17 protein-coding genes and 1 pseudogene are annotated in these 21,873 nt (G+C 62.1%); 12 read left to right on the top strand and 6 right to left on the bottom strand.

All coding sequences use genetic code 11. The features are described 5' to 3' along the window. Nucleotide 1 precedes the first annotated feature (1 nt). The 3 genes from SJY21_RS06660 (at nt 2) to SJY21_RS06650 (ending at nt 2,315) form a co-directional block, all read left to right on the top strand. Complete coding sequence (locus tag SJY21_RS06660) at nt 2-970, top strand: oligopeptide/dipeptide ABC transporter ATP-binding protein (protein WP_377507949.1); 969 nt, start codon at nt 2-4, stop codon at nt 968-970. After that, nucleotides 970-1,977: an oligopeptide/dipeptide ABC transporter ATP-binding protein gene (locus tag SJY21_RS06655; RefSeq protein WP_377507946.1), complete on the top strand. Its 1,008-nt coding sequence runs from the start codon at nt 970-972 to the stop codon at nt 1,975-1,977. The genes SJY21_RS06660 and SJY21_RS06655 overlap by 1 nt, the downstream gene beginning before the upstream one ends. 110 nt (nt 1,978-2,087) lie before the next feature. Then, nucleotides 2,088-2,315, top strand: coding sequence for a hypothetical protein (locus SJY21_RS06650; RefSeq protein WP_377507943.1), 228 nt, complete (start codon nt 2,088-2,090; stop codon nt 2,313-2,315). 31 nt (nt 2,316-2,346) lie between these two features. Here the strand turns inward: SJY21_RS06650 and SJY21_RS06645 are convergent, their stop codons facing one another. Together SJY21_RS06645 and SJY21_RS06640 are read right to left on the bottom strand one after the other, a co-directional pair. Continuing rightward, on the bottom strand, nt 2,347-6,126 hold the full coding sequence (locus SJY21_RS06645) for a translocation/assembly module TamB domain-containing protein (protein ID WP_377507940.1): 3,780 nt from the start codon (nt 6,124-6,126) through the stop codon (nt 2,347-2,349). Continuing rightward, a complete protein-coding gene (locus tag SJY21_RS06640) occupies nt 6,126-7,919 on the bottom strand; it encodes an autotransporter assembly complex family protein (RefSeq protein ID WP_377507937.1) in 1,794 nt (597 codons plus the stop codon). The genes SJY21_RS06645 and SJY21_RS06640 overlap by 1 nt, the downstream gene beginning before the upstream one ends. 148 nt (nt 7,920-8,067) lie before the next feature. On the opposite strand from SJY21_RS06640, the gene SJY21_RS06635 reads away from it, so the two are divergent. From SJY21_RS06635 to SJY21_RS06625, 3 genes are read left to right on the top strand one after another with little or no spacing between them, the layout of a single operon-like run. Then, on the top strand, nt 8,068-9,051 hold the full coding sequence (locus SJY21_RS06635) for a membrane dipeptidase (protein ID WP_377507934.1): 984 nt from the start codon (nt 8,068-8,070) through the stop codon (nt 9,049-9,051). After that, nucleotides 9,044-10,699: a hypothetical protein gene (locus tag SJY21_RS06630; RefSeq protein WP_377507931.1), complete on the top strand. Its 1,656-nt coding sequence runs from the start codon at nt 9,044-9,046 to the stop codon at nt 10,697-10,699. Before SJY21_RS06635 ends, SJY21_RS06630 begins: the two co-directional genes overlap by 8 nt. Further along, the gene (locus SJY21_RS06625; protein ID WP_377507928.1) at nt 10,696-11,211 is read left to right on the top strand and encodes a DUF3726 domain-containing protein; all 516 of its coding nucleotides are present in this window, start codon (nt 10,696-10,698) and stop codon (nt 11,209-11,211) included. The genes SJY21_RS06630 and SJY21_RS06625 overlap by 4 nt, the downstream gene beginning before the upstream one ends. On the opposite strand, the gene truA is transcribed toward SJY21_RS06625, so the two are convergent. Further along, complete coding sequence (gene truA, locus SJY21_RS06620; RefSeq protein ID WP_377507925.1) at nt 11,208-11,975, bottom strand: tRNA pseudouridine(38-40) synthase TruA; 768 nt, start codon at nt 11,973-11,975, stop codon at nt 11,208-11,210. The two genes, SJY21_RS06625 and truA, sit on opposite strands and share 4 nt — an antisense overlap. A 109-nt stretch (nt 11,976-12,084) precedes the next feature. Between truA and SJY21_RS06615 the strand changes: the two genes are divergently transcribed. Next, on the top strand, nt 12,085-13,494 hold the full coding sequence (locus SJY21_RS06615; RefSeq protein WP_377513172.1) for a YcjX family protein: 1,410 nt from the start codon (nt 12,085-12,087) through the stop codon (nt 13,492-13,494). Beyond that, nucleotides 13,491-14,486, top strand: a complete 996-nt coding sequence (locus tag SJY21_RS06610; protein ID WP_377507922.1) for a YcjF family protein — start codon at nt 13,491-13,493, stop codon at nt 14,484-14,486. The genes SJY21_RS06615 and SJY21_RS06610 overlap by 4 nt, the downstream gene beginning before the upstream one ends. Here SJY21_RS06610 and SJY21_RS06605 read toward each other — a convergent pair. Further along, nucleotides 14,478-15,671, bottom strand: coding sequence for an FAD-dependent oxidoreductase (locus SJY21_RS06605; RefSeq protein ID WP_377507919.1), 1,194 nt, complete (start codon nt 15,669-15,671; stop codon nt 14,478-14,480). The genes SJY21_RS06610 and SJY21_RS06605 overlap by 9 nt on opposite strands. 71 nt (nt 15,672-15,742) lie before the next feature. Further along, nucleotides 15,743-16,973 (bottom strand): annotated as a pseudogene (locus SJY21_RS06600) (urate hydroxylase PuuD). Between the two features lie 100 nt (nt 16,974-17,073). Here SJY21_RS06600 and SJY21_RS06595 point away from each other — a divergent pair. Then, nucleotides 17,074-18,006, top strand: coding sequence for a LysR family transcriptional regulator (locus SJY21_RS06595; protein ID WP_377507916.1), 933 nt, complete (start codon nt 17,074-17,076; stop codon nt 18,004-18,006). On the opposite strand, the gene uraH is transcribed toward SJY21_RS06595, so the two are convergent. Continuing rightward, nucleotides 17,991-18,344: a hydroxyisourate hydrolase gene (uraH, locus tag SJY21_RS06590; RefSeq protein ID WP_377507913.1), complete on the bottom strand. Its 354-nt coding sequence runs from the start codon at nt 18,342-18,344 to the stop codon at nt 17,991-17,993. The two genes, SJY21_RS06595 and uraH, sit on opposite strands and share 16 nt — an antisense overlap. Nucleotides 18,345-18,496: 152 nt before the next feature. On the opposite strand from uraH, the gene puuE reads away from it, so the two are divergent. The 3 genes from puuE to SJY21_RS06575 are packed head-to-tail and all read left to right on the top strand — an operon-like array spanning nt 18,497 to nt 21,870. Then, a complete protein-coding gene (gene puuE, locus SJY21_RS06585; RefSeq protein ID WP_377507905.1) occupies nt 18,497-19,909 on the top strand; it encodes an allantoinase PuuE in 1,413 nt (470 codons plus the stop codon). Next, nucleotides 19,906-20,400, top strand: coding sequence for an ureidoglycolate lyase (locus SJY21_RS06580; protein ID WP_377507902.1), 495 nt, complete (start codon nt 19,906-19,908; stop codon nt 20,398-20,400). The genes puuE and SJY21_RS06580 overlap by 4 nt, the downstream gene beginning before the upstream one ends. Nucleotides 20,401-20,448: 48 nt before the next feature. After that, nucleotides 20,449-21,870, top strand: a complete 1,422-nt coding sequence (locus SJY21_RS06575) for a uracil-xanthine permease family protein (RefSeq protein WP_377507899.1) — start codon at nt 20,449-20,451, stop codon at nt 21,868-21,870. The last annotated feature ends 3 nt before the right edge of the window (nt 21,871-21,873 follow it).

Below are 21,873 nucleotides of genomic sequence, written 5' to 3'. Positions count from 1 at the left end.
TATGAGCCTTCTTGAGATCGAAGACCTGCGCGTCACCTTTCAGACGGCCGATGGACCTGTGCATGCGGTCAATGGCCTGTCGTTTGACATTGATAAGGGCGAAACCCTTGCGATTGTCGGCGAAAGCGGGTCAGGCAAGAGTCAGGCGGCCTTTGCCGTGATGGGCCTTTTGGCGCGCAACGGGGCGGCGACCGGCAAGGTCAACTTTGATGGCACCGACCTGCTGAAGCTGACACCCAAGCAGTTGAACAAGGTGCGCGCGCAGGACATCGGCATGATCTTTCAGGATCCGATGACATCGTTGAACCCCTATATCCGCGTCAGCGACCAGATGGCCGAGGTGCTGCAACTTCACAAGGGGCTGAGCAAACGGCAGGCCGTGGCCGAAGCCGTGCAGATGCTGGACGCGGTGCGCATTCCCGATGCCAAGGCGCGCATCACCATGTTCCCGCATGAATTTTCCGGCGGCATGCGCCAACGGATCATGATCGCGATGGCCTTGCTGTGTCGTCCGCGCCTGTTGATCGCCGATGAGCCGACAACGGCGCTGGATGTGACGGTGCAGGCGCAGATCATGGATCTTTTGGCAGAAATCCGGCGTGAATTCGGCACGGCGATCATCCTGATCACACATGATCTGGGGATTGTCGCGGATGCCTGTGACAAGACGCTGGTGCTTTATGGCGGGCAGATCATGGAGCAGGGCGCGACGACGGATGTGTTTGCCGCGCCGTCCCATCCCTATACGCGCGGGCTGTTGAAAGCCGTGCCGCGCCTTGACCGTGACGATGATGAATTGCAGACCATCGCCGGGGAACCACCGGATATGTCACGACTGCCCGCGGGCTGTCCGTTTTCGCCGCGTTGCGCGCAGGTCTTGCCGCATTGTTCCGCGATCCGGCCAAATCTTGATCTTTTTGACGCAGGCCGGATGCGCGCCTGTCACGTTCCCGTTGCAGAGGTGATCTGATGTCCCCGATCCTGTCGGTCCAAGACCTGAATGTGACCTTTGATGTGCGCCGCCAGGGAGCCTGGCCCTGGACCCCTTCGCAGCCTTTGCAAGCGGTCGGTGGCTTGTCGTTTGACTTGCAAGCGGGGGAAACGCTGGGCGTCGTTGGTGAAAGCGGGTCAGGCAAGTCGACGCTGGCGCGCGCGATTGTCGGGACTGTGCCCGTCACAAAGGGCAAGGTGGTGTGGAAGGGTGACGACCTTGCCGCGATGACAACGCAAACACGCCGCAAGCACCGGCGCGATGTGCAGATGATCTTTCAGGATCCGTTGGCGGCCCTGAACCCGCGCATGAACGTGGGCGAGATAATCGCCGAACCGCTGACCACCCACGAACCCGACACCAGCCGCGCCGAAGTGAAACGCCGCGTTGGCGAACTGATGGAACGGGTCGGGTTGTTGCCCAATCTGGTGAACCGTTATCCACACGAGTTTTCCGGTGGACAGTGCCAGCGCATCGGGATTGCCCGCGCGCTGATCCTCAAGCCGGAACTGGTGATTTGTGACGAACCGGTATCGGCACTGGATGTGTCGGTGCAGGCGCAGGTGGTGAACCTGCTGCGCGAATTGCAGCGCGACATGGGGCTGGCGATGATCTTTATCGCCCATGATCTGTCGGTTGTGAAACACATCTCGGACCGGATTTTGGTGATGTATCTGGGCCGCGTGATGGAACTGGCCAAGGCGCGCGAACTGACCCGCGAACCGCGCCACCCCTACACGCAGGCGCTGATTTCATCGGTGCCGATTCCGGATCCGGTGGCCGAAAAAGCACGCCACCGCCCGATCCTCGAAGGGGAACTGCCATCACCTTTGAACCCGCCGTCGGGTTGTGTGTTCCGCACCCGCTGCCCCAAGGCGCAGCCGTCTTGTGCGGGTGATCTGCCGGTGATGCAGGATGTGGGCAACGATCATTTCGTAGCTTGCCCCTTTCAAGAAGTGCAAAAGGTATTGGTCACAACGGATTAGCGTTGCACCTGACGCAAGGCGGCGTCCTGCAATTGTGTGGTGATTAATGTGACCGCCGCGTGTAGGTTGTGGGTGGGAGGAAAAACCTAAACGACCTAGGAGTTTTCCAAATGGCACTTTCCGCAACGCATGTTCACTTTGATGCATCCGCTATTGGCGCCGCAATTGCGCGCCCGTTCAAGGCCGTCTTTCGCGGTCTGATCGTCTTGGCCGAAGCAGATAGCCGCATGGTTCAGGTGCGCAAACTGAACGAATTGTCTGATGAGGACCTGACCGCGCTGGGTACCACGCGTCAGGACGAAGTCAGCCGCATCTTTGGCGCGTCGCTTTACATCTGAATGCTGAATACGGGGCGGGCGCAGTTCTGCCCTAATAGTCGCGCTCGAAGAAAATCCCGACACTGGTTTCACCATCCGCGCCAAAGCTGCCGCGCCCGCTGATGTCGTCGGTGATATCAAGGTTGAGATTGATTTCCGATGTTCCGTCACTGCCGATCGTGATGTCGGTATAGACGTTGTCGGAGATGTATTTGCCCGCGCGAAGGGCGGCATTTCCAGCCTCGTCAGTGGTGAAATCCAGATTGTCCAGATCAAGCCCGTCGCGGATTTGCCCGATCAGCCCGCCACTGCCGCGCCCGGCCAGAGTGCTGATCGCCGAGGCAAGTTGCACCGCTTGCAGCGGGCTGATCGACGCCAGATCACGCCCGAACAGCAGCTGCGACAGCACTTCGTCCTCGGGGAGCTGCGGGCTGCTTTCGAACCGCACCTGTGGCGAGGTGGCAGGCCCATCAACGATGACGCTGACCAGCGTGCCCGTGTCGGCGGTTGTTGTCGCCTGCAGCCGGATGTAGGGCGTGAAATCACCCTGAAGCTGGGCATAGCCCTCGGTCAGGTCAAAGCGCTGTTGCAAGATGTCCAGCCGCCCGCGGATCAGTTCGAACCGCCCGGTGGCAATGACGTTGTTGCTGGTGCCGCTGAGGGTCAGTTGCCCGCCCAGTTCCGCATCAAGCCCGCGACCGCGCACGAATATCTGCGACGGTGCGCTGATCGTCAGGTCAAGCGGGTAGGCCGGCCCGCTGCGCGCTTCGCTTGCCGGCGGTGTGCCTTGGGTTGTCAGCCCTGCGCGGTCAAGGGTTGCAACAACATCGCGCGGCGCGCTGATATGCGTGACTTCGGGCAATTCGCCCAAACTGCTGATTTCCGAAGACGGCACGCGCACTTCGGCGCGCCCAAGCGTCAGCCCACCGGCTACGCGCGCGCCGCCTGCGATCGGACCGGTAAACGTGATTGTGCCGCCAACTGTCGTTTCATAAAGCTGCGGATCACGCAGCACGATCCGGTCAAGGGTCAGCGTCAGGTCGGCGTTCTGTTGCCCCGCAAGCGATACAGGACCGGACAGTGCCAACGTGCCCCCCGCACTGCTGTTTCCGCCCAGCGCAATCTGCGCCGTTCCACTGGACAGTTGCACGGTGCCTGCGATCCCCTCAAGCGATTGCCCAAGGGTCGGTGCGGTTAGGCGTCCGTCAGAAATGCGCACGGGACCTGACAGTGCGTTCAGCCCGATTGGCCCGTTTGCGCGCAGGTCGAAATCGGCTCGCCCGCTGATCTGGCGCGGCGCGATATAGGGATTGGCGAACCCCAAGGGGGCCGCGCCGCTGATATTGAGATCGGTGCTGCCTGCGGTGGTGATCGTGCCGGTTGCGCGCGCATCCGTGCCGCCCGGGCCCGTGGCGTCAACGCTGATCTGCCACGGGGAAGTGCCGCTTTGCGTTGCGGTGCCTTGCGCTGTGACGGGGCCGTTCAATTCGGGTGTGAACAGGGCGATATCCGCAAGACGCAGATCAAACACCGCATCCGATGATGCGCCATCGGTCGTGATGCCCGCGGTGCCCGTCAGGTTTGGAAACTTCAGTTGCAGGTCTTGCACACCGATGCGCCCTGCCGCGCTGCGCGTTACATCGGCGCGCAAGCTACCTGTGCCGCGCATGGCCGTGGCAAGGGCAGGGACACCGACCGACAGATTGGTCGCAAGTGACTGGACCCTGGCGCTGAACGCGCCGTCTGCCAAAGTGCCCTCTGCCGTCAGGGCCAAGGTCGCCGCACCCGCAAGTGACTGACCCACAAGGCTGCCATAAGGCGCAAGGTCGCTGACCCGTCCTGTCATCCGTCCGGTGGTGGCGTAATCGGTGTCTGCCGGGCCGATACGCGCAGTGATAGTGCTGATCAGATCAGGACCGCCAAGCGCGCCTTCGACGTCATAAGACCCTGTGGAGTCCTGCACGACGGCGCCGTTGAAACTGGCCGCGCCGCTCAGGCCGACTCCAAGGCGATCCAGCACGGGCAATGTCAGATCAAGGGCGGCGGCAAGACCTGTTGGCGTGATGTTCAGATCGCCCGACGCGATCAGCCCGTCCGTGCGCACGTCCAGATCGGTGATGCGTGTGCCGATGGTATCACGCTGTGCGTTCAGGGTCAGGCGGCCATTGCCGCCAAAAAGGGGATCGAGCTGCGCAATACCGACCTGCAAGTCTGTCGTCGCGGCCAGCAGTGCCAGATCAAATGCATCACCCAGTGGCGAAACCTTGCCCGACAGCAGCAGCGAACCGGACCCGTTCAACGATTGCCCTGCAAGCAACGTAAACCGGGCAAAATTCCCAACACGTCCGCCGATGGAAAGATCGGTTTCAAAACCGGCGTCCAGGCCCGCAATCGTCGCGGTGAGCCCAAGGTCCATCCCTTCGCCGATCAGCGTCATGCGGGAAATGCGCAGGGGTTCGTCTTCGGTCAAACGCGCGCTGATGTCGCCGCGCAAGTCGCTGCCAATGGCGGTGGCAAGGGCCGGATCATCCAGCGCGATACCAGTCGCGCCATAGGTCATTTTAAGATCGACACCGCCAACGGGCGTGCCTTCTCCGGCCGTGATTGTGCCGCCGCCCTCCAGTTTCAGGGTCGCAATTGAAAGGTCGGGGCGGGTCAGGTCCTGCAGGTCAAAAGACCCCTCCCAGGTGTTGCCCGCCGCCGCATCATAGCGCAGCGACAAGTCCATAGATCGCACGGTCGTAGCTTCGCCACCCAGCGGCAGGCGCACCGGCGTGCCGCGCCGATCACCGATCTGGCCACTGATATCAAAAGCTTCGGGCCACCCTTGCGTGCCAAGGGTCAGTGCGCCGCTGATCCCGAACGACCGGGTCGCCAGATCGAACCCCGTCAGGTCCAGCCGCCCGTCACCAAAAGCGGTGCCTTGGGCTGTCAGGGTCGCGGCCGTGCCGAAAAAGGCATCAAATTCGTCAGCGACCAGCGGGGTCAGATCGCCGCGCAGGGTGGTTGAAAATTCGCGGTCAACCGGCGTGGCATCATCGGCGGCGCCTGTGCCGGAACTTGCCAGTTGGACCTGCCCCGACAGTCGCTCAACGCCCTGCGTTGCAAGGCTCAGGTTGGCTGTGAAATCGCTGAGCGGTGCATCGCCCTGCACCCGCAGCGCCAGTGCAGGCCTGTCAGGAATGTCCAGCAATGTAGCCGCGATTCCGTTGGTGCCTTCGTCGAGGATCAGCAGAACGGCAAGGGTTTCGCTGGCGTTGTCGTAGCTTGCGCTGATGTCAAAGCGCCCGTCCTGTCCGTCGATGCGCAGCGCTTGGAGATCGGCGCTGCCCGCGCCGTCGATCAGGCTCAGGCTTGCCTCGAAGGACACGGTCAGGGCAAGACCAAGAACATCGGCACCAAGCGTGATTTCGTCCGCCGTGATCTTGCCGATCTCGACCGATACGGGCAGTTCGGGCAATGAAAAGGGCTGTGCGGCGGCTGAGGGCACATCGCTTTGCGGGGTTTCGGGCAGGCGCGTCATTTCGATGCGCTGCGCGCTCAGTGTCTCGACCTCGATCCGCCCGCTTAGCAGGGCCGTGCGCGACCAGTCCAGCGTCACGTCCTGCATGGTGAACCAGATGCCGTTGTCGTCGGCGATGGTCATCTTGTCCATCGTGGCCTGCGCGCTGAGCGCACCTTCAAAGCCTTCGATGCGCACATCGCGGCCCGCATCCGACAGGCTATCCTGAATGAGTTCGGCCAGATATCCGGGGCCATCATCGCCCATGTCTTGCGCGGTTGCCGCAAATGGTGCAACAAACAACAGGCATATGAGTGCAATCCAGCGCATCAAAACGACTGTCCAATCCCAAGGTAGATTTGCACCGCTGACCCGCTGGTGTCGCCCCCGACAGGAGTTGCAACATCAAGCCGGATCGGCCCAATGCCAGTGTCATAGCGCAGCCCGATGCCCGCACCGGCGTGCCAATCGCCGTTTTGCAACGGCACGGCGTCCGTTCCGATATAACCCACGTCATAAAACCCGACGATACCGATGGTATCGGTCACGTCCACGCGGGCTTCTATCTGTGCGCCCAGAAACGAACTGCCGCCGATTTCGACACCGCCTCCCAGATCGACATTCAGCGATTGGTAGGGTTGGCCGCGCACGGTGCCGCCGCCACCCGAATAAAACAACAGGTCCGAGGGGACATCTGTGGCATCGGCGCCGATCAACGATCCGATCTGGCCACGAAACGCCAGTGTTACGCGATCATCGGTCCCAAAGCTGCGATAAATCCGGCCGTCACCGTAGATGCGCCCGCCATTGGCGCTTCCGGTCAACCCGACAAAAGGCGTGATTTCGGCGTTGGCATAAAACCCTATCGTCGCGTCTAGCGGGTCATCGCGCATGTCCAATGTCCCCTCGATCGGCAGCGTCAGCAGGGTATAGCGGCGATCGCCCAGATCATCACTGACCTCACCGCTGCGGATGCCAAGGCCGACCTCGAGGATGAATTCCTCGCGCACGCGGCGGATCAGGCCGGTTTCGGCCGTGACCTGACGCAAGAAATAGTCGGGTTCGTCCAGCTGCATAAGGTCCAGATCGGCATAGAAATCCACGTCGGGCCGCAGGGTGCCGGGGCGCAGGAAACTGGCCCCCAGCGTGTAATCAAGCCCCGCAGTTTCCCCTGCAAGGCCCGAAACTTCGCCCGCGACGCGAAACCGTTCGGCCCCGCCCAAAAGGTTGCGGTGCATCCAGAACGCCGACAGGGTCGCGCCATTCACCGATGAGTATTCAGCCCCGAAACCAACGCGGCGCGGGGTTTGTTCGGATATCTGCGCGGTAATCGGCAGGGTGTTCCCCGACGCGATCTCGCCTTCGGAAAACGCGACCGAGCGCAGGGCCTCGACCCGGCGCAACCGCGCAAGTGAGCGGTCCAGTTCTTGGGGGGAAAAGATGCCGCCACTGGGCAGGCCCGCAATTTCGATGATCCGTTCGGGGCGGATGTTTTCAGCCCCGCGCACGATCAGTGGTCCGAATCTCAACTGCGGACCAGGGTCAATCTGCACACGGGCATCAAGGGCGGCATCACCGTGGCGCGCGGTGATCTGTTGCGCTGCGGGTGCTGCCTTGGCGTGGCCCTCGTCGCGCCAGGCATCGACACCCACGATCACAGACTCGCGGATCGTATCCGAGCGGGCAGGGCGGCCTGTGGCGAACCCTTCGGGCAACACCGTGCCGGTGGGCAAGGGCGTAATTTCGGCGCGCCCGAAGGTGAATCGCGGTCCGGGATCAACGTTGAGGGTGATCACGCCAACGCTTGCGGGGGAATCCAGCGGGGCGATCCCTGCCGCCTCGCGCCCGTCGATCAGGATCGAGATCGTGCCGCCGTAGTATCCCTCGCTGTAAAGTCCGGTCAAAAGGCGTTGATAATCGGCACGCGCGGCGGCGACAAAGTCCTGGGCGACTGCGCCTTCGTCATCACGCGACAGGCTGATCGTCAGGGACGCGCCGCGCAGGGCGCTGCGCAGGTCGGCGCTGGCACCCGGGGCATTCAAACGCACCTCTTGCGCCTGTGCAGACGTGCCTGCCAAGCCAAGAAAAGTCGTTGCTATGATGGCTTGCCAAGCTGCTCGCATGATCGCCCCCGTCTTTGGTTTACCATTAACGCAGTCCTGCGGGAACTGAAACGCATATCCATGTGATCGGGTTTCATTCGGGCGGGAAACAGCCCGTTTTCGGCGCGAATGCGCTTTACCTGATGTGACAAGGCGCTAACCTTGCCGCATGGGATATTTGATTGATAATCTGCAATACGCCAATTGGTCGGAAAAGATCTTTCGCCAGATGCGCGCGGGCGGTGTTGATGCGGTGCATGTGACCATCGCCTACCACGAAAGTTTCCGCGAGATGGTGCTGCAACTGGAACGGTTCAACCGCTACTTTGAACAGTTCCCCGATCTGATCTTCAAGGGCACTTTGGGCGACGATGTGCGCCGCGCGCGCGACACGGGGCGCACGGCGATTTTCTTTGGTTTTCAGAACCCAAGCCCGATCGAAGACGACATCGGCCTTGTGGAAATCTGTCACCAGCTGGGCATCCGGTTCATGCAGCTGACCTATAACAACCAATCCTTGCTGGCCACGGGCTGTTACGAAGACGATGACACCGGCCTGACCCGTATGGGGCGACAGGTGGTGCATGAAATGAACCGTGTCGGGCTGGTGGTGGACATGAGCCACTCCGGTGATCGTTCCACGCTGGAAGCAATTGATCATTCCACTCGTCCCATCGCCATCACCCATGCCAATCCCCATTGGTGGCATCCTGCCCTGCGCAACAAATCCGACGATGTGTTGCGCGCGCTGACGGATGCGGGCGGCATGCTTGGCTTTTCCGTCTATCCCCATCACCTGAAGGGCGGGTCCGATTGCACGGTGCGGGATTTCTGCGAAATGGTGGCCGAGGCGGCGAGCCGTTACGGCGCAAGGCACTTGGGCATCGGCACGGACCTGTGTCAGGACCACCCCGACAGCGTTGTCGAATGGATGCGCGTGGGCCGTTGGTCCAAGGTGATTGATTATGGTGAAGGATCGGCCAGCGATGCCGGTTTCCCGCCGATGCCAAGCTGGTTCAACGACAACCGTGATTTCGGCAATATCCGCGACGGGCTGGCCGCTGTCGGGTTTGATACGGCCGAGGTCGACGGGATCATGGGCGACAACTGGCTGGCGTTTTATGACAACAGTTTCGGGGCTGCACATGCTTGACGATCATCACCCCAGTATCCCGCAAAGGCCCCTGCGTCCACCTGCCGATGTGATGCGCCTGCGCCGCATGGGGGCGGGGTTTCCAACGCGCCTGTCATTCCTGCGATCCGTCACCCGCCGCCTTGGGGCCGAGGGCGCGCAGGTCATGCGTCCGGTATGGAAGATTGACGAAAACGGGTTCGGTCATGCGGTCTATAGCGTGGATTTTGGCGGCCATACCTATTCGCTGGTGGCGGTTTCAACCGATCTGCCGCCGGAAATGCGCACCGACCGCGTGATCGCGACGGCGTGGGACACATCCTATGTGTTGTATGATGGGGTGCCCGATGACAGCGCAATCGCGCGCATCTGTCGTGCCGCCCCCCAACAGGAAGCCGCGCGCTTTGATCCGCGCGATCTGGTCCTGAGCCGTGCCAACAAATCCGTGCGCCTGTTTGCCCATGTGGTGGACGCCTTGCGCGCAGGTGGCCAACCGGACGAAGCGATGATCCGCGATATCGGCTACCTGATGCGCACGACGGCCGTTTATGGCAACGGCAAGTTCGGGATCGCCGATCGGGGCCAGTTCAGCGACCGTGCAGGCATGTCCGGCCCTTTTGCTGCCGAAATGCTGACGGTCTGGCTGATCCGTGGCTTTACCCACGATCTGGTCGAACATGTGGGTGGCGCCCCCCTTGATCGCCACCTGAAACGCCACCTTGGGATTGGCAATTCGACGGGGTTGGGAATGGCCCCGTTTCTGGTGTCGCACCCGTTGTTGCTGGATGCGTGGATGCAGGTGCGTGAAACCGCTTTGGCGCGCGTGCGGGCTGTTGAAACGCTGACGCCTGATCAGATCGCGCGCATCTATGAACTGGTGATGCGGGCGGCGCAGCATCTGGCGGAATGGCAGGTGCCCGACCGGATCGCGCAGGACCGGATTGATGTGCTGCGCCGCGAATGGCCCGAGGTCGCCGCGTTTCTGACGCCAGATTTCATGAGCAGCGCTGCCCCGCTGGACCGGTTGATTGATGACAGCACACGCTGGTCTGTGGATACGCAGGAATTGATCGCGGCGCTGGTTCTGGAACCCTTTGGTGACTTGATCGACGGGTTGACCGATTGCATGTCGACGCCCTTTGTTCCCGTTCTTGATCCGGCGATGGCCTGTGCCGATCTGGCGGCGCTGATCCTGCAGGATTGGCAGTGGGCCGTTGACACCGATTTTGCGGACCCGCGCCAGTGTGCGCAGTTCTGGTATGTGTCCGAGGCGAAACAGGAACCCCGTCTTGGGTCGCGATTCATCGAGGACGGGGCCGAGCTGGAAAGCCCGCTGGATATTGCGCGGCAGGTCAAGGCGCTGGCGCAGGCACTGGACGGGGAGACCGGCCCGATTGCGCCGTTGCTGGCCGCCCGTCCCGAATTGCGGTCCGCCGCGCGGCGCGTGCAGACGCTGGCACGCCACCCCTATGCTGAAATCCGCGACAACCTGATCTGCGATAACTGCCTGCCGATTGATATGCTGCGTTGCAAGCTGGCGTTCTTTGGCGCGGCGAAATTTGACCCAAAGTCGGACCGCTGGACGCGGATCACGCTGGCACAGGGCGCGCCATTGGCCGATGAACTGGATTGCGCTGACGATTGGTGGCTGCCCACCTTTGCCGCATGATGCGGTCCCTCAACGAGGTGCAGGGCCTTGTCCTTAAGGCGGCGCGCGGCGCTGGCGTGCCGCTTGGCCACGCCGAGGACATCGCCGCTGCCATGCCCGATTACATCGCGCTGGGCGGGGATATGGGTGCCTTGGCGGCGGCACTGGATTGTCCGCACACGGCGTGGACAGATGGCCACGGGTGCGCTGTGATGGCAGGCCCGACCGCGATTGATTTGGTGCGCGCAGGGCAGGGCGAACAACGGATCAACGGGGCCGACCTACCTCTCCTTTTCGTCGGGTTGGTCAGCATGGCAAACCGGTTTGGCGCGGGTCTGGCCTGCGATGTGCAGGACGACTGCGTGGTGATTGCCGTCGGGCAAGGGGCCACGGTCACGCTTGCGATCGGGCCTGTAACGGTCGAGGGGGCAGCCTGGGCCGCCCTGATGAAACTGGCCGCGCGCACCTTTGTGCCCGAAACCGAAACCTCGCGCGCGGCGGGCGCAGGGGCTGGCCTGACCGACAACGACTAGGCGAAAGGATCGTCGGGGTAGCCGACACCGGCCAGATACAACCCGTCGGGCGGGCAGACGGGGCCGCAGGCCGCGCGATCACGCGCTGCCAATGCCGCGCCTACGTCATCGGGTGCCCAAGCCCCCGCGCCGACCCGTTCCAGCGTGCCGACAAAGCTGCGTACCTGATTGTGCAGGAAGGACCGCGCGCGCACGTGAAGGTGGAACTCTTGCTGATCCCCGTCACGGACCTGTTGGACCCGCAATTCGTCGAGCGTGCGGATCGGGCTGTCGGCCTGACAGATCGACGACCGGAAGGTCGTGAAATCGTGCAGGCCCAGTAACTGATCCGCCCCTGCCTGCATCGCCGCACTATCAAGCCGGTGGGGCACGCGCCATGCTTTGCCCCGTTCCACGGTCAGGGGCGCTCGCCGTGCGATCAGGCGGAACAGATAGCGCCGCTCGACCGCTGAAAACCGCGCGTGCCAGTCATCGGCCACAGCCGCGCAGCCGACAATCGCCACGGGCTGCGGTTTGAGGTGATAATTCAATGCCTCGGACAGGCGAAAGGGCTCCCAATCGCGGGTCAGATCGCAATGGGCCACTTGGCCCAGCCCATGCACGCCGGCATCGGTGCGTCCTGCGGCGGCGATGCGGTGTTCCCCGTCCTGAAGCTGGGCAAGCGCGGATTCAATTGCGCCCTGCACCGAAGGCTGGTCTGCCTGCCGCTGCCAACCCGAAAACGGGCCGCCATCATATTCTACTTTCAGGGCATATCTGGGCATGTGTGTCGCATAGGGGGAAGGGGGGGCGAAATCAATCCCTACACATCCCGTGTCGCGCCACCTATCTTGGGGGCGAGTAGGGAAAGGTTTACACTTGGGGTTAGGGTCAATCGCAGGCGGCATCGCCGACCAGATCGTGCGCAGCGTCGAAGGCGTGGCCGATACCGTGACCGCGCCCTTTAGCGAACCGGTGATCCGGCTGGGCGTCACGGGGTTGTCGCGTGCAGGCAAAACGGTGTTCATCACATCCCTTGTGGCGAACCTGATGGACCGCGGCCGGATGCCGCAACTGGTCGCTGCCGCCAATGGTGCGATCCAGACGGCCTATTTGCAGCCCCAGCCCGACGACACGTTGCCGCGTTTCAATTACGAGGCGCATCTGGCGAAACTGACAGCGAAATCCCCTGAATGGCCGCAAGGCACGCGCCGGATCAGCGAATTGCGCCTGTCGCTGCGTGTCCAACCCACTGGGCTGCTGTCGGGCTTGCAGGGGCCGCGCACCGTGCATCTGGATATTGTTGATTATCCGGGTGAATGGCTGCTGGACCTTGGGTTGATGGACAAGGATTTCGCGCAGTGGTCGGCAAATACACTGGCGCGCATGGAAGGGCGGGCCGAAGCGGCCGCATTCCTTGCATTGCTCGCCAAAACGGACACCACCGCGCGGCTGGACGAAACCGTCGCCCAAGATCTGGCCGCGGCGTTCACGGCCTATCTGCAGGCTGCGCGCGCGGCGGGGTATTCCGATTGCACGCCGGGGCGGTTTTTGTTGCCCGGCGATATGGAAGGCTCGCCGGTTTTGACATTCGCGCCTTTGCCGGCGGGCGATGCGCCGCGCCGGTCGCTGGGTCGCGAATTTGCGCGCCGCTACAACAGCTACAAACGCAACGTGGTGCAGCCGTTCTTTCGCGATCATTTCGCACGGATCGACCGCCAGATCGTGCTGGTTGATGTGCTGGGCGCGATCCACGCAGGCCCGCCCGCGGTCGAGGACATGCGCGCCACGATGGCTGATATTCTTGCGGCGTTCCGTCCCGGACGGAATGCATTTCTGAGCCGCATTTTTCAGGGGCGGCGGGTTGAAAAGATCCTGTTCGCCGCGACCAAGGCCGACCATCTGCACCATTCACAACACCCGCAACTGACAGCGATCACCCAAGCTCTGCTGCGTGACGCCAAGGACCGTGCCGATTTCGCAGGGGCCGAGACAGCCGCCATGTCCATCGCCGCGCTGCGCACCACGGTGGAGGATCAGATCAGCCATGATGGCCGCAAACTGGACGTGGTGCGTGGGCAGTTGCTGGAGGGTGGAAAGCAGGCTGCCTTCTATCCCGGCGATCTGCCCGATGACCCCGCGCATCTGCTGGGGCCAGCGCGCGAGGGGGCCGAAAAATGGCTTGATGCGGACTATAGCGTGATGGATTTCGCGCCCGCCCCGCTGACCCTGAAACCGGGTGACGGTCCACCGCATATTCGCTTGGACAAGGCCGCGCAGTTTCTGATCGGGGATCGGTTATGACCAGGAAAACCGGCCCCGTGCTGATCGACCTTGAAGGCGATGCGCCTGACCTGACACCTGCCACCGCGCCCGCCGTGCCGGACGTGGCCCCGCAGGCGGCGATGCAGCAGGCGGCGGTGCTGGCCGCGCGCAAACCGTCGCGTTTGGCGCGGTGGTTCTGGTCGTTGCTGGCGGCGATTGTCGGTTTTGCCGTGTCCATCGCCGCGTGGGATTTCGTGAACGGATTGCTAGACCGCTCGCCCGTCTTGGGCGGGATCGCCATGGCGCTGGTGGCGCTGTTTTGCATCGTGTTGCTGATTATCGCCCTGCGCGAACTGGCGGCGTTCAGCCGCTTGCGCCGCGTGGACAAGATTCAAACCGCTGCGGCGGCGGCACTGGTCAGCGGTGATGTCAAAGACGCGCGCGCCGTGCTGGGGCAACTTGAAACGCTGTATAAGGGTCGCGCCGATACGGAATGGGGCCGCGAACGGCTGGGCGAACGCAGTGGTGATGTGTTGGACGCGGACGGGCTGATCGGGTTGGCCGAGGCCGATGTGCTGGCCCCCCTTGATCAGCGCGCCCTGCGCGAGGTCGAAGCCGCCGCGCGGCAGGTGGCGATGGTCACGGCGATTGTGCCGCTGGCGCTGGCCGATGTGTTTACGGCGCTGACGGCGAACCTGCGGATGATCCGGCGCATTGCAGAAATCTATGGCGGGCGATCCGGTGTGCTGGGCAGTTGGCGCCTGACGCGCACGGTGCTGACGCATCTTGTGGCCACGGGTGCGGTGGCCGTGGGCGACGATCTGATCGGCTCGGTCGCTGGTGGCGGTGTGCTGTCCAAAGTGTCACGCCGCTTTGGTGAAGGCGTGATCAACGGTGCGCTGACCGCGCGTGTGGGTGTGGCCGCGATCGAGGTTTGCCGCCCGCTGCCATTTCACGCGGTCAAGCGCCCCGCCGTCACGGCGCTGGTGAAACGGGCGCTGACGGGGCTGTTCGGGCAGGGATCAAAGTGAACCAAGCCGCCCCAGCGGATTGATCATCGACCCGCGCACAAGGGCAGTCAGAAGGCGCGAGACAGGCGGTATCATCGACACCGGAAACAACACGCGGTCCCGCAGCATGGGCAGCATCCGGCTGTCGGATTGGTATTGCGGGGTGAAGGCCCAGCTCATCGCCTGATAGATCGCCACATGCCAGCGGCGCGCACGCATATAGGCGGGCAAGGCCGTTGCAAGCGGGTGCTGGCGCAACGCCTCGGCCAGCGCCAATGCATCAAGCAGCGCCATGTTCGCCCCTTGGCCCAGTTGCGGGCTGGCGCGGTGCGCGGCGTCGCCGATATGGGCCAGATGTGCGCCGAAGGGGCGGCGCAGGGTGCCGTGGCTATAGCGCGCCATGGTCATCTGGTCGGGGTCGGTGATCTGTTCCAGAAACGGGGCGATGGCGGGCCAAAGGCTGCGTGCCTCGTCCTTCCATCTGTCCAGCCCACGGGCCTGCCACGCCGCGTGGCTGTCGGCGGGCAGGGACCAGAAAACAGCCGCCTTTTGCACGGTTTCACCCGGCATCGTGCCGATGGGCAGCGCGCCGATCATGCGGTCCGCGCGCCGGTATTGCTGTGTCAGTTGGTCGTGGGGCAGCGCGGTGTCGGGCCAATCCACCGTGCCCCATATTGCGCCATAGGTCAGCGGGCGCGACACCAGCGGCGACAGTGGCGATGACGCCCCCGCCGCGTCGATCACCAGATCGGCCGGATCGGTGCGGGCGCCATCGGCAAGGATCAGGCTACGGGTGCCCTTTGCAGGATCGGTCACATCGGCAATGGCGGCAGAAGGGATGATAGTGATGTTTGGCCGCGTCAGGGCGGCCTGCAAAATCGCATCGAACAGCGCGGCGCGGTGGATCGCCAGCCCAAAGCTTTCACCCGCCTTGCGGTCATACCAGACGTCGAGCACGCGGCGGCCATGATCGGCCTCGTGTCCCAGCATCCGGTGGATCGCGTTGCCTTTTTGGCGGGCCGTATCGCCCGCGCCGATCTGGTCAAGCACAGCCTGACCAACGGGTTGGATCACCAAACCGGACCCCACGGGGCGGGGCGCGTCGAACTGGTCATAGATGGTGATGGTATGGCCCTGATCGGCCAGCAGGGCTGCGGCGGCAAGCCCGCCAATTCCGGCACCGGCGATGGCGATATTCAGTGGCATGGCATCCCCGTTACTTGCGGGGAAGTCCTAGCCGCGCCGCACACACCGATGCAAGCGCGCAATCGTCGCGGTCAGTCGTTGGCGGCCTGATACCACGCGATGATGATCTCGCGGGATTCAGCGTCCATCTGGATGGCGTTGGGCGGCGGCATGGCGTGGCTGACGCCTGCGTGCAAGTATATCTGGCGGGCGTGACGGGCGACATCGCCGGTCGTTTCCAGCAGCACGCCCTTGGGCGCCCACTGCATGTTGTTCCAGACCGGTTCGCGGGCATGGCACATGGAACAGTTGCCGATGATTGTGTTGTAGGCATCATCGAACCCGTCTGCGCTGGCATAGCGTTCTTCATAGGCGGTCAGCTCGCGCGCCATCAACTCCTCATAAGTATCGCCGCTGCGCACGGTCGACAGCCAGGCAATCACGATCATCAGCAGGACGGTCACGCCCCATGTCCAATGCGGCCCCTTGCCGGTCTTGTGCATGGTGTTGAAGTAGTGGCGGATCGTGACGCCTGTCAGGAAAATCAGCGCGGCGATAATCCACGCGTATTGTGTGCCGAACGACAGCGGATAGTGGTTCGACAGCATCAGGAACACGACAGGCAGGGTCAGGTAGTTGTTATGGGTCGAACGCACCTTGGCGATCTTGCCGTATTTCGCATCCGGTGTGCGCCCTTCCTTGAGGTCTTGCACGACGATCCGCTGGTTGGGCATGATCTGGAAAAACACGTTGGCCGTCATGATCGTCGCCGTAAATGCACCCAGATGCAGCAGCGCTGCGCGACCCGTGAAAATCTGGTTATAGCCCCATGACATGATCACAAGGATCACGAACAGCAGCAGCATCAGCACGGTCGGCGTGTCGGCCAGTTTGGATTTGCACATGGCATCATAAAGCAACCAGCCGATTGTCAGCGATCCGGCGGAAATCAGAATGCCCTGCCACAGGGCCAAATCGACTTTGGTCGGGTCAAGCAGATACAGTTCACCGCCAACCCAATAAATGATCATCAAAAGCGCGGCACCCGACAGCCATGTCGAATAGCTTTGCCATTTGTGCCAGGTCAGGTGGCTCGGGCATCCGCGCGGGGGCCACAAGGTATTTGACCGTGTGATAGAACCCGCCGCCGTGGACTTCCCATTCTTCACCGGAGGCACCATCGGGCAGGGCATCGTTGGGTTTGAGCATCAGATCAAGCGCGATAAAGTAAAAGGATGCGCCGATCCATGCCATCGCGGTGATGACATGCAGCCAGCGCACACTGAACGCGATCCAGTCCCACAAGATTGCCAGATCATACATGGACGTCCCTCCCAAGATTCGCTTTGCGGTCAGACTAGGCGAGCGTTGATTGTTCTGCTATTGTCGGCAAAGACCAAGCAGCATCAAAAAAAGCAAAACAATGTCCTATCTGGATAATATCCGCACCTTTGTCCGTGTCTATGAACTTGGCAGCATGTCGGCTGCGGGGCGTGATTTGCGGGTGTCGCCTGCGGTTACGTCCTCGCGGATTTCCCAGCTTGAGGAGCACCTGAGCGTGCGCCTGTTCCAGCGCACCACCCGCAGCCTGACGCCCACCGAACAGGGGCGCGCATTCTATGGCGGGGCCTGCGAGATACTGGAGTCGGTGGACAATGCCGAGGCCCAAGTTGTCAACATCACCGAAAATCCCAAAGGCGCGCTGTATGTGGCCTGTCCGTTAGGGGTCGGGCGCAGGTTACTCGCGCCGCAAGTGCCTGATTTTCTTGCCGCTTACCCCGAAGTCAGCATCCGCCTGCGCCTGACCGACCGCAGGGTTGATCTGACGACCGAGGGGCTGGACCTTGCGTTTTTTCTGGGCACGCCCGAAGACAGCAACCTGCGTATCCGCAAGATCGCCGATGTAGAACGGGTGCTGTGTGCCGCGCCCGATTACATCGCCAAACACGGCAATCCGGCATCGGGCGATGAATTGGTCGCGGACGGGCATGAATGCCTGAACCTGCGCTTTCCGGGGGCGACGGAATTCCAGTGGCGGTTGGTCACGCCGGATGGCCCGAAACGGTTCCGCATCGCGGGGCGCTATGAATCCGATGATGGCGATGTGCTGACCGATTGGGCGCTGGCGGGCAACGGGATCGCCATGAAGCCCGTGTTCGAGGTCGCGGAGCACATCAAGGCGGGTCGTCTGGTGCCTGTCGCGGTCCAAAACCCGCCCGAACCCATCCAGATGGCCTGCCTGTTCACACACCGCCGCCGCCAAGACCCGAAAACGCGCCTGTTCATGGAGTTTGTGACCGAAAAGATCAGCGCGGCCGTGCGGGACAGTGAAAAACTGGCTCAGCTGCCGCGATAGGTGGAATAACCAAAGGGCGACAGTAGCAGCGGCACGTGATAGTGCGAGGCCTCGGACATCCCGAAACGCAGCGGGATCACATCAAGAAATCGCGGATCTTCGGGCGGGGTGCCGATGGCATCAAGATAGGCACCGGCATGGAACACCAGTTCATAAGTGCCTGTGGCGAATTGATCGGCGGGCAGGATCTGTTGATCGGTGCGCCCGTCATCGTTGGTTGTCAGCGTGATCAGATGGGTGCGGGTGTCCCCGTCGATCCGGTAAAGGTCGATGCGCAGCCCTTGGGCCGGGCAGCCGCGCGCCGTATCAAGAACATGGGTGGTCAGGTATCCGGACATTGCGCATTCTCCCTGCAAGGTATTCCTTGGTATAGTCCGACCATGCCGTCAGGTGCAAAGCATGGCAGACGATATGCTCTTTATGATATTTTTTGAAAAACAGCGGGATTGTTTTGCTCTATGAGTAAGGCAAGACCAGAAGGGATGAATTCGTGAACCGCTACCCCCGTGATATGACAGGATATGGTGCTAATCCGCCCGCGGCCAACTGGCCGAATGGCGCAAAAATTGCCGTGCAGATTGTGCTGAACTATGAAGAAGGCGGCGAAAACAATACCTTGCACGGTGATGCGGCCTCGGAGGCGTTCCTGTCGGAAATCACCGGCGCGGCACCCTGGCCGGGCCAGCGCCACTGGAACATGGAATCGATTTACGAATACGGCGCGCGGGCCGGTTTCTGGCGCGTGCACCGGATGCTGTCGGATCTGCCGGTCACGGTTTACGGCGTGGCTTCGGCCCTTGCGCGCGCGCCTGAACAGGTCGCCGCGATGAAAGCGTCGGGTTGGGAAATCGCCAGCCACGGGTTGAAATGGGTCGAACACAAGGACATGCCCGCCGACGAGGAACGCGCGGCGATTGCCGAAGCGATCCGTCTGCATACCGAAGTTGTGGGTGAACCACCGCGTGGCTGGTATACGGGCCGCTGTTCCAACAACACCGTCGATCTGGTGGCTGAAACGGGTCAGTTTGCCTATGTCGCAGACAGCTACGCCGACGATCTGCCCTATTGGGCGCAGGCCGGCGGGCGTGACCAGCTGATCGTGCCCTACACGATGGATTGCAACGACATGCGGTTCGCCATTCAGGCCGGTTTCACTACGGGCGATCAGTTCGAGAGCTATCTGAAAGACAGCTTTGACTGTCTTTACGCCGAAGGCACCGCAGGCGCGCCCAAGATGCTGTCGATCGGGTTGCACTGCCGTCTGATCGGCCGTCCGGGCCGCGCTGCCGCCCTGCGCCGTGCCATCGAACATTTTCAATCCCATGAAGGCGTGTGGTTCGCCACCCGTTTGCAGATCGCAGACCACTGGGCCAAGGAGCACCCGCCGATGACACGCACCCGCCCATCAGAAATGGAGCGTGCGGCGTTTGTAGCCGAATTTGGTGGCGTCTTTGAACACAGCCCCTGGATCGCCGAAGGTGCACATGCGCTGGAACTGGGCCCGACCCATGACACCGCGCAGGGCGTGCACAATGCGCTGGCCCGCGTGTTCCGCTCGGCCAGCGAGGACCAGCGCCTTGGCGTGCTGACAGCCCACCCTGATCTGGCAGGTAAACTGGCTGCGGCGGGCAAGTTGACGGCCGAAAGCACATCCGAGCAGGCGGGTGCCGGCCTTGATATGCTGACCGATCAGGAACGCGAGACCTTTGAGGCGCTGAATACGCAGTATGTAGAACGTCACGGGTTCCCGTTCATCATCGCCGTGCGTGATTATGACAAGCCGTCGATCCTCGCGGCCTTCCATCAACGCATCGAAAACGACCGCGTCACCGAATTTGCCGAAGCCTGCAAACAGGTCGAACGCATCGCCGAACTGCGCCTGATCGAGAAGCTGGGCCAATGAGCATCGTGATCACCGCACAGCCCCTGACGGCCAAGGCATTCGCGCCGTTTGGCGATGTGCTGGATGTGTCGGGCGATCCTGACAAGCTGATCAATGCGGGGATGTGCGGGCGCTATCACGACCGTGCCACGCTTGATTTCAGTGACGGGCGCGCAGGCATCAGCCTGTTCCATGCCCAGATACGCCCCTTTCCCATCACGCTGGATATGGTCGAACGCCACCCCGAAGGCAGTCAGGCGTTCCTGCCCATGTCGCTTGATCCCTTTGTCGTCGTGGTTGCACCCGACGAGGGGGGCACGCCCGGCACCCCGCGGGCCTTTGTGACCGCGCCGGGGCAAGGCGTGAACTATCATCGGGGCACTTGGCACGGGGTGCTGAGCCCGCTGCACGTGCCCGGGCTTTTCGCTGTGATCGACAGGATCGGCGCGGGGCCAAACCTTGAAGAACACTTTTTCACGACCCCGTTCACAATTCAGGACGGCAATACCTAGCCAGCAACAAGACTGGTCAATCGACGTATCATCAGAGAGGGAACGATAATGGCTGATACATCTATCGGGACACCGGAACAACTCCGCGACCCAAACTACACACCGGCGCTTCACCGCGCCGTTCCACTGGGCATCCAGCACGTGCTGGCAATGTTCGTTTCAAACGTAACGCCGGCGATCATCATCTGTGGTGCCGCCGGTATCGGTTTCGGGTCTGATCAGGGCGCGCTGGGCTTTCCGGCGATGACCTATATGATCCAGATGTCGATGTTCTTTGCAGGCATCGCCACACTGATCCAGACAATCGGTCTTGGCCCCGTGGGTGCCAAACTGCCGATCGTGCAGGGCACATCTTTTGCCTTTATTCCGATCATGATTCCGCTGGTGGCGGGCAAAGGCGAAGAAGCGCTTGCCATTGTCATGGGCGGTGTTCTGGTCGGGGGTCTGTTCCATGCATTCCTTGGCTTGTTCATCAAACAGATCCGCTTTGCCTTGCCGCCGCTGGTGACGGGCCTTGTGGTCACGATGATCGGTCTGGCGCTTGTGAAGGTCGGCATTCAGTATGCGGCGGGCGGTGTGCCTGCCATCGGCACCGAAGAATACGGTAGCCTGCAAAACTGGACGGTCGCCGGTGTCGTGATCCTTGTCACGCTGGGCCTCAAGTTCTTTGCCCGCGGTATGGTGTCGGTGTCGGCCGTGTTGATCGGCCTGATCGCCGGTTATGTCGTCGCCTACTTCATGGGCATGGTCAGCTTTGGCAACGTGGGGCGCGCGGCGTCTTTCGCATTGCCCAACCCGCTGCATTTTGGGCTTGAGTTCACCTTTGCCGCCATTCTGGGTTTCTGCCTGATGGGCTTTGTCTCGGCGGTTGAAACTGTGGGTGACGTTTCCGGTATCACCAAAGGTGGTGCAGGTCGCGAAGCAACCGACACCGAAATTCAGGGCGCGACCTTTGCTGATGGTCTTGGCACTGCCGTGTCCGGCCTGTTCGGTGCGCTGCCAAACACATCGTTCAGCCAGAACGTGGGCCTGATCGCCATGACCGGGTTGATGAGCCGCCATGTTGTGACCATCGGTGCGATCTTCCTGATCCTTTGCGGTCTGGTGCCGAAAATTGGCGCGATCATCTCGACCGTGCCAATCGAAGTGCTGGGCGGTGGCGTGATCGTTATGTTCGGTATGGTCGTGGCCGCCGGTATGTCGATGCTGTCGGATGTTGACTGGAACCGCCGCAACATGGTGATCTTTGCGATTGCCCTGTCTTTGGGTCTTGGTCTGCAACTTGAACCGGGCGCGCTTCAGCACCTGCCAAGCACGTGGAAGGTGCTTGCGACATCGGGCATCCTGCCCGCCGCGCTGATCGCGATTGTGCTGAACCTGATCCTGCCTGCCGAACTGGCCGCGGAATCAACCGAGGAAGTGTCGGGCGGTATGCACGGGACAGGCAAAGGCCAACTGCCGCACGACTAAGCA

Origin of the sequence: Octadecabacter sp. R77987 (assembly GCF_042466115.1) — a bacterium.
Classification (GTDB): Bacteria; Pseudomonadota; Alphaproteobacteria; order Rhodobacterales; family Rhodobacteraceae; genus SW4.
The sequence above is the reverse complement of the archived record's forward strand: the minus strand, read 5'-3'. Positions and strand labels throughout refer to the sequence as shown.

Excerpts from the sequence above, each read along its gene's own strand:
- SJY21_RS06660 (WP_377507949.1), top strand. The coding sequence starts at position 2 with ATGAGCCTTCTTGAGATCGAAGACCTGCGCGTCACCTTTCAGACGGCC.
- SJY21_RS06655 (WP_377507946.1), top strand. The coding sequence starts at position 970 with ATGTCCCCGATCCTGTCGGTCCAAGACCTGAATGTGACCTTTGATGTG.
- SJY21_RS06650 (WP_377507943.1), top strand. The coding sequence starts at position 2,088 with ATGGCACTTTCCGCAACGCATGTTCACTTTGATGCATCCGCTATTGGC.
- SJY21_RS06645 (WP_377507940.1), bottom strand. The coding sequence starts at position 6,126 with ATGCGCTGGATTGCACTCATATGCCTGTTGTTTGTTGCACCATTTGCG.
- SJY21_RS06640 (WP_377507937.1), bottom strand. The coding sequence starts at position 7,919 with ATGCGAGCAGCTTGGCAAGCCATCATAGCAACGACTTTTCTTGGCTTG.
- SJY21_RS06635 (WP_377507934.1), top strand. The coding sequence starts at position 8,068 with ATGGGATATTTGATTGATAATCTGCAATACGCCAATTGGTCGGAAAAG.
- SJY21_RS06630 (WP_377507931.1), top strand. The coding sequence starts at position 9,044 with ATGCTTGACGATCATCACCCCAGTATCCCGCAAAGGCCCCTGCGTCCA.
- SJY21_RS06625 (WP_377507928.1), top strand. The coding sequence starts at position 10,696 with ATGATGCGGTCCCTCAACGAGGTGCAGGGCCTTGTCCTTAAGGCGGCG.
- truA (WP_377507925.1), bottom strand. The coding sequence starts at position 11,975 with ATGCCCAGATATGCCCTGAAAGTAGAATATGATGGCGGCCCGTTTTCG.
- SJY21_RS06610 (WP_377507922.1), top strand. The coding sequence starts at position 13,491 with ATGACCAGGAAAACCGGCCCCGTGCTGATCGACCTTGAAGGCGATGCG.
- SJY21_RS06605 (WP_377507919.1), bottom strand. The coding sequence starts at position 15,671 with ATGCCACTGAATATCGCCATCGCCGGTGCCGGAATTGGCGGGCTTGCC.
- SJY21_RS06595 (WP_377507916.1), top strand. The coding sequence starts at position 17,074 with ATGTCCTATCTGGATAATATCCGCACCTTTGTCCGTGTCTATGAACTT.
- uraH (WP_377507913.1), bottom strand. The coding sequence starts at position 18,344 with ATGTCCGGATACCTGACCACCCATGTTCTTGATACGGCGCGCGGCTGC.
- SJY21_RS06580 (WP_377507902.1), top strand. The coding sequence starts at position 19,906 with ATGAGCATCGTGATCACCGCACAGCCCCTGACGGCCAAGGCATTCGCG.
- SJY21_RS06575 (WP_377507899.1), top strand. The coding sequence starts at position 20,449 with ATGGCTGATACATCTATCGGGACACCGGAACAACTCCGCGACCCAAAC.